Genomic DNA, 5826 nt, shown 5'->3' with positions numbered 1-5826 from the left:
GCGAAGTTCGACAGCTGGTCGACCATCGTGTTGATGGTGTTCTTCAGCTCCAGGATCTCGCCCCGCGCGTCCACGTCGATCTTCTGCGACAGGTCACCGCGCGCCACCGCCGTGGCAACCTGCGCGATGTTACGGACCTGAGCGGTCAGGTTGCCCGCCATACCGTTCACCGAATCGGTCAGATCGCGCCACACCCCGGCAACACCGGGCACCTGCGCCTGACCGCCGAGCCGCCCGTCGGTGCCCACCTCGCGAGCGACCCTGGTCACCTGCTCGGCGAAGGCGGAGAGCTGGTCGACCATCGTGTTGATGGTGTTCTTCAGCTCCAGGATCTCGCCCCGCGCGTCCACGTCGATCTTCTGCGACAGGTCGCCCTGCGCCACCGCCGTGGTCACCTGGGCGATCTGGCGGACCTGGGACGTCAGGTTCCCGGCCATGAAGTTGACGGAGTCGGTGAGCTCCTTCCAGGTGCCCGAGACTCCGGGCACCCGCGCCTGGCCCCCGAGCTGGCCCTCCGTACCCACGTCACGCGCCATCCGCGTCACCTGATCGGCGAAGCTCGACAGCTGCGCCACCATCGTGTTGACGGTGTTCTTCAGCTCCAGCATCTCCCCCGCGACATCCACGGTGACCTTCTGCGACAGATCACCATTGGCCACCGCGGTCGTCACCTGCGCGATGTCCCGCACCTGCCCCGTGAGGTTGCGGAACGCCGCGTTCACCGAGTCGGTCAGGTCCTTCCAGGTCCCCGCCGCCCCCGGCACCTCGGCCTGACCGCCCAGCCGGCCCTCGACCCCGACCTCCCGGGCCACCCGGGTCACTTCCGAACCAAAGGCCTGAAGCTGCGCCACCATCGTGTTGACGGTGTTCTTCAGCTCCAGCATCTCCCCCGCGACATCCACGGTGACCTTCTGCGACAGATCACCGTTGGCCACCGCCGTGGTCACCTGCGCGATGTCCCGCACCTGCGTCGTCAGGTTGCGGAAGACCGTGTTCACCGAGTCGGTCAGGTCCTTCCAGGTCCCCGCCGCCCCCGGCACCTTCGCCTGACCGCCCAGCCGGCCCTGGCCGCCGACCTCGCTGGCCACCCGGGTCACCTCGTCGGCGAAGAGCCGCAGCGTGTCGGTCATCTGGTTGATGGTCTCGGCCAGCTGCGCGACCTCGCCGCGGGCGCTCACGGTCACCTTCTGGGACAGGTCACCGTTGGCGACCGCCGTCGTCACCTCCGCGATCCCGCGCACCTGTGAGGTGAGGTTCCCCGCCATGGTGTTGACGGAGTCGGTCAGGTCCTTCCACACCCCGGCCACGCCCGGCACCTCGGCCTGCCCGCCGAGCTCGCCCTCCGTGCCCACCTCACGGGCGACCCGCGTCACCTCCGAGGAGAACGACGACAGCTGGTCGACCATCGTGTTCACGGTGTTCTTCAGCTGGAGCATCTCACCGGCCACATGGACGGTGACCTTCCGCGACAGATCGCCCTTGGCCACCGCCGTCGTCACCAGGGCGATGTCCCGCACCTGCGCGGTCAGCCGGTAGGCCATGGTGTTCACGGAGTCCGTGAGGTCCTTCCAGGACCCGGACATCCCGCGCACCTGGGCCTGGCCGCCCAGCTTGCCCTCGGTACCCACCTCGACCGCGACGCGGGTCACCTGCTCGGTGAACGCCGACAGCTGGTCGACGAGGCTGTTGACCGTACGGGCGACCTTCAGGAACTCGCCGCGCAGCGGCCGTACCGTTTCGTCGGAGGCGTGCGACCGCAGCTCCATCCGCTGTTCGAGATCGCCGTCGGCCACCGCCGACAGCACCCTGCCGACCTCCGAGACCGGGCGGGCCAGATCGTCGACCAGCTCGTTGGAGGCGTCGATCGCGGCGGCCCAGGAGCCCTCGCAGGCACCCGTCTCCAGCCGCTCGGTGAGCTTCCCCTCGCGTCCGACCACCCGTCGCACCCGGGCCAGCTCGCCGGTCAGGTGCAGGTTGCGGTCCGCGACTTCGTTGAAGACCGCCGCGATCTCCGCCATCACACCGTCGCCCGAGACGGTCAGACGCCTGCGGAAATTCCCGTCGCGCATCGCCACCAGACCGGCCAGCAGTCTGTTGAGCGCTGCCGCGTCGACATCGATGGTTCCATTGCGCTGTTTCCTCACGGACTGTCCGCCTTTTGTGCGCGTGCTCTTGCCCCGCGCCGCCACGCCAGACTCCACCGTGTCCCTCCCGCAGGGGTTGACCGTATCGCTCGGGCCGTATCTGGGAGCTTGCCCAGTTCTTACTTTGGCTCACCGCCACAGCCCACCGTTGACGGGTGACCATGGGGACGTCAAATCGTTGAAACGTACCAGGCGCGACTCGGCGGGGGTGCGACCCCAGGAGGTTGCCCCGCGTCCTCCCGCCGAGAAGCCCACACTTGTCCGGTCACAGGTCCGTTCCTGTTCGCTCCTGCCCGAAGTCGCCCCTCGTGTATCCGGCACGGAGAACGAGCGTCTAGCCTGGCAGGCGTATCGAAGCGGCGAGAAACGGGCACAGGACTCGGGGAAGCGACGAGACACCATATGGGGAGTGCTGTGATCACCGCGCGTGCGGCCGCCACCTTCGACCCGGTCGGCCGCTCCGTAGCGACCGCTCGCGCCTTCGTGCGTGACACCCTCCAGGGGTGGGGCTACACCGATGTCGTCGACGACGCGGTCGTCCTCACCAGCGAGCTGGTGACCAACGCCGTGATCCATGCGGGCACCGCCGCCGACGTCCTGTGTCTACGCACCGAGGACGGCGTCCGCATCGAGGTCTCCGACCACTATCCGGAGCGTGAGATCCCGCTCCAGAGCTCCGGCCTGGAGTTCGGCAGCCCGGACCGTGAGAACGGCCGCGGGCTGCTGCTCTGTGCGGCACTCGCCGCTCGGTGGGGCGTCGAGTACTCACCCACCCGCAAGCACGTCTGGTTCCAGCTAGATCTCCCGGAACGCCCGGTCGGCATCCGGTCGGCGGGCCCACAACTCCCTGTGGGGCTTCTGCCGGTCGCCGACGAGCGCGTACGGGTGGCGGTCGTCCAGATCGACAGCGCCGGCTCCATCGCGGCCTGGAACGAGGACGCCGGGTTCCTTTTCGGCCATACCGCGGAGCAGGTCGACGGAAAACAGTTCACTGACTTCACCGCCTGGCCGCAGACCCCCGGCACCAACACGGGCATCGCCGACGCCCTCCAGCTCTCGCGCTGGGAAGGCAGCTACGGAATCCGCGACATCGACGGCCGGATCGTCCCCGTCTACGCCTCGCACCTCAGGGTCCGTGACACGCAGGGCGAGCCGTCGACGGTCTGCCTGCTCGTCCGCGACTACGAGCGCGCCGTACTCCAGTCGCCGCCCCGCACCCCGGTGTCCGACACGACCGCCGAGAGCGGCAAGACCGACCCGTTCGAGATCTTCATCGGCTCTCCCGCCCCCGACGACCTCGACGGCCTGCTTCAGCGCACGGTCGAACGGGCCCGCGACATGTTCGACGCCGACGCCGCTTTCCTGCTGCTCGCCACGGACGACGAGACGGAGCTGGAGGTACGGGCCACCACAGGCCTGCCCTCCGCCCGTCAGCGGTTCGCCCGTGTCCCGGTGGAGGCTGGCACCGGACGGTACGGCTCCGCCCGGATGCCCGCCGTCCACGAGGACCTGGACAACGTCCCGGGCGCCGTCCCGCTGCTCGCCGGAACCGGCATGCGTTCCGTCGTCACCGTCCCGCTGAAGGTCGAGGGGCGGCTCACGGGCTCGCTGGGGGTCTCCGCGGAGGCGGCCGGCCGCTATACGAACGAGGAGGCCCTGCGCCTGCAGTTCGCCGCCGACCGGATCGCGCTGGCCGTCGAATCGGCCCGCCTCGGTGAGCTGGAGCGGCTCCGCCGCGGCTCGCTGTCCTTCCTGGTCGAGGCCTCCGACCTGCTCGCCGGAACCCTCGACCGGGACCAGACACTGGCGCTGATGGCCCAGATGACGGTCCCTACCCTGGCCACCTGGTGCGCCGTCTACACGATCGCCGACCAGGCCTCCGACCCGTACCTCTCCTACGTCCTGCACGAGGACGAGGACCGCATCGACGGTCTCAAGGCCCTCCTTTCCCGGATCGCCCCGCCGGATCCCGTCCCGACACCCGGCGTCCGGGTATGGACCGCCCCGTCCGAAGCCGCGCACCAGGCGGCGCTGCGCAGTTCGATGCGCACCCTGGGCCTCGGCGAGAACGGCCGGCTCGGCGAACCGGGCAGGCTCGGCCCCGGCATGCGTACGACGCTGGCCACCGCGGCCGCCGTGGGCGGTGAGACGGTCGTGCTGCCACTGGTGGCCCGCAACCGCGTCATCGGCATGCTGACGCTCGGGAAGCCTTCCGACGACCACTTCCGCCAGGAGATCCTGGAACTGGCCGAGGACCTCTCCCGTCGTGCCGCGCTCGCTCTCGACAACGCCCGTCTCTACTCGGAGCGCATGGCGATCAGCCAGTCCCTTCAGCGCAGCCTGCTGCCGCCGGGCCTGCCCGAGATCCCCAACGTCGAGATCGAGGTCATCTACCGGGCGGCCGGCGAGGGCAACGAGGTCGGCGGCGACTTCTACGACGTCTTCCCCATCCGCGACGGCGCGTACGGCTTCGCCATCGGCGACGTCTGCGGTACGGGCCCGCAGGCCGCGGCCGTCACCGGCCTGGCCCGGCACGCGCTGCGTCTGCTGGCCCGCGAGGGCTTCGGCGGTCCCGCCGTCCTGGAGCGCCTCAACGCCGCCATCCTCGACGAGGGTTCCCGCAGCCGCTTCCTGACCCTGCTGTACGGCGAGCTGTGGCCGCAGGAGGACGGCAGCGCCCTGCTGAAGGTGGTCTGCGCGGGACACCCGCTGCCGCTGCGCCTGCGCCAGGACGGCTCGGTCGAGGCCGCCGCCGAACCGCAGCCCCTGCTCGGGGTCATCGAGGACCTCGAACTGTACGAGCAGACGGTCACCCTCGCCCCCGGCGACGTCCTCCTGTGTGTCACCGACGGCGTCACGGAACGGCGTGAGGGCACCCGCATGCTGGGCGACGACGGCCTCGCGGATGTTCTGGCGACCTGCACCGGCCTCACGGCAGGGGCGGTGGCCGCGCGCATCCTGCGGGCGGTGGAGCGCTTCGCCGCCGAGCCCGCCTCGGACGACATGGCCATCCTCGCCATGCGCGTGCCCGAGCCGCCCACCGTGTAGTCCGAAGTCCAGCGCCAACGAGAAAGGCCCCCGCCAGATGGCGGGGGCCTTTCCTTTTTCTGCTGAGCCCCAATGCGGAATCGAACCGCAGACCTTCTCCTTACCATGGAGACGCTCTACCGACTGAGCTATTGGGGCCTTGCTGCCCTGCGGCAACGAGCTAAAGCATACCCTGAACTCAGGGATGGTCAAAACCGCTGCCCGGAGCAGACTCTGACGAGCGCTCACGGAGGCCAGTGTGCCCCCGGGCCCCTGGCTGACCAGCCGCGGCGACCCTCATTCCTGCACGGAACTCCACACATCGCACATGAGGGCATAAAACGCGAAAAAGCCCCGTGTCCTGACGGACACGGGGCTTTCCCGAAAAGGAGTTCGGCGGCGTCCTACTCTCCCACAGGGTCCCCCCTGCAGTACCATCGGCGCTGAAAGGCTTAGCTTCCGGGTTCGGAATGTAACCGGGCGTTTCCCTAACGCAATGACCACCGAAACACTATGAAACAAACAACAACCAGAACAAGGCCGTTCGTTATTTCAGAACAAACACAGTGGACGCGAGCAACTGAGGACAAGCCCTCGGCCTATTAGTACCAGTCAGCTCCACCCGTTACCGGGCTTCCACATCTGGCCTATCAAC

At 68.8% G+C, this 5826-nt stretch carries 2 protein-coding genes, 1 tRNA gene and 2 rRNA genes; 1 reads left to right on the top strand and 4 read right to left on the bottom strand.

Annotated elements, in window-relative coordinates; translation table 11 throughout:
* Window positions 1-2144 (bottom strand): HAMP domain-containing protein (locus tag ACFVWY_RS12390; protein WP_389870388.1); only part of this gene is annotated, 2144 nt, incomplete at its 3' end.
* 414 nt (window positions 2145-2558) lie between these two features.
* On the opposite strand from ACFVWY_RS12390, the gene ACFVWY_RS12385 reads away from it, so the two are divergent.
* Window positions 2559-5192, top strand: coding sequence for a SpoIIE family protein phosphatase (locus tag ACFVWY_RS12385; protein ID WP_389870386.1), 2634 nt, complete (start codon window positions 2559-2561; stop codon window positions 5190-5192).
* 65 nt (window positions 5193-5257) lie between these two features.
* On the opposite strand, the gene ACFVWY_RS12380 is transcribed toward ACFVWY_RS12385, so the two are convergent.
* The 3 genes from ACFVWY_RS12380 to ACFVWY_RS12370 all read right to left on the bottom strand — a co-directional run.
* A tRNA-Thr gene (locus ACFVWY_RS12380) sits at window positions 5258-5330 on the bottom strand.
* Window positions 5331-5562: 232 nt separating this feature from the next.
* Window positions 5563-5679, bottom strand: a 5S ribosomal RNA gene (gene rrf / locus ACFVWY_RS12375).
* 74 nt (window positions 5680-5753) lie between these two features.
* A 23S ribosomal RNA gene (locus ACFVWY_RS12370) occupies window positions 5754-5826 on the bottom strand; the annotation flags it as partial.

It is taken from the genome of Streptomyces sp. NPDC058195 (genome assembly GCF_042883525.1).
Lineage (GTDB): Bacteria > Actinomycetota > Actinomycetes > Streptomycetales > Streptomycetaceae > Streptomyces.
This window is presented reverse-complemented; position numbering and strand designations above follow the sequence as displayed.